This is a genomic window from Klebsiella sp. C360 (assembly GCF_048822415.1).
In the GTDB taxonomy this organism is placed as follows: domain Bacteria; phylum Pseudomonadota; class Gammaproteobacteria; order Enterobacterales; family Enterobacteriaceae; genus Klebsiella; species Klebsiella quasipneumoniae.
The window spans coordinates 1-1,157 of record NZ_JBMEZZ010000052.1 but is presented as its reverse complement, the minus strand read 5'-3'; the positions used below and the strand labels follow the sequence as shown (position 1 = coordinate 1,157).

2 protein-coding genes are annotated in these 1,157 nt (G+C 51.4%); both read right to left on the bottom strand.

Translation table 11 applies throughout. The annotated features are described in order from the left end of the window. Positions 1–541, bottom strand: a 541-nt coding sequence (locus ACOI7D_RS27785; RefSeq protein ID WP_371905260.1) for a recombinase family protein, incomplete at its 3' end; no start/stop codon positions are given. A gap of 392 nt (positions 542–933) precedes the next feature. Next, positions 934–1,157 (bottom strand): tyrosine-type recombinase/integrase (locus tag ACOI7D_RS27780; protein ID WP_072262682.1); only part of this gene is annotated, 224 nt, incomplete at its 5' end.

Below are 1,157 nucleotides of genomic sequence, written 5' to 3'. Positions count from 1 at the left end.
TCATGCGAGAAACGTTGAAGCGCTTAGCAACTGCACCAACTGTCATTTCAGGATCAGCAAGTAAGATTCTAATTTGTTTAACATCTTCTTCAGAAAGTGACGGTTTTCTCCCTCCCACACGGCCCCTTGCGCGTGCAGCTGCAAGGCCTGAGCGCGTTCTTTCAATATTGCGGTTGCGTTCAAAGCTAGAGAATATCGCCATCAGATGAGTATAGATTTCCCCTATAACTGGCGCATTTGTGTCTATTCTGTCCTTGATGGCTATGAAAGTTATTCCGCGTTTCTTCAGGTCGTCGAGTAAAGTAATGACTTGACCCAATGAACCGCCGAGCCGATCTAGTGCCCAAACTACTAGGGTATCTCCCTCGCGCAATGCTTTCAGGCAGTTCTCCAGTTCCGGCGCACCTTTTTTGTCGCGCTTTGGGCCGCTACGTGAGGTCTGATCCTGATAGATTTGCTCACATCCAGCTTTTGTTAGTTCGTCAACCTGGTGCGCCACATCCTGAAGATGCGTAGATTTACGTGCATAGCCGATTTTCATTCTTTTCTCGCTAATTAGTTATGGGGTTATTGTTATGTTGATACAGTAACGAGTTTTGTTACATGAGGGGAGTCATTTTTCGGGAGAAGTCAGGACTTTTCAAGACTGTCACAAAAACCATCGTTTTTGATACATTAATTTAACCAATAGGTTGCAGATCAAATCGCCTGTAACAGCCTTTCTGGCTGTTTGTCGTTTTCAGAAGACGGCTGCACTGAACGTCAGAAGCCGACTGCACTATAGCAGCGGAGGGGTTGGATCCATCAGGCAACGACGGGCTGCTGCCGGCCATCAGCGGACGCAGGGAGGACTTTCCGCAACCGGCCGTTCGATGCGGCACCGATGGCCTTCGCGCAGGGGTAGTGAATCCGCCAGGATTGACTTGCGCTGCCCTACCTCTCACTAGTGAGGGGCGGCAGCGCATCAAGCGGTGAGCGCACTCCGGCACCGCCAACTTTCAGCACATGCGTGTAAATCATCGTCGTAGAGACGTCGGAATGGCCGAGCAGATCCTGCACGGTTCGAATGTCGTAACCGCTGCGGAGCAAGGCCGTCGCGAACGAGTGGCGGAGGGTGTGCGGTGTGGCGGGCTTCGTGATGCCTGCTTGTTCTACGG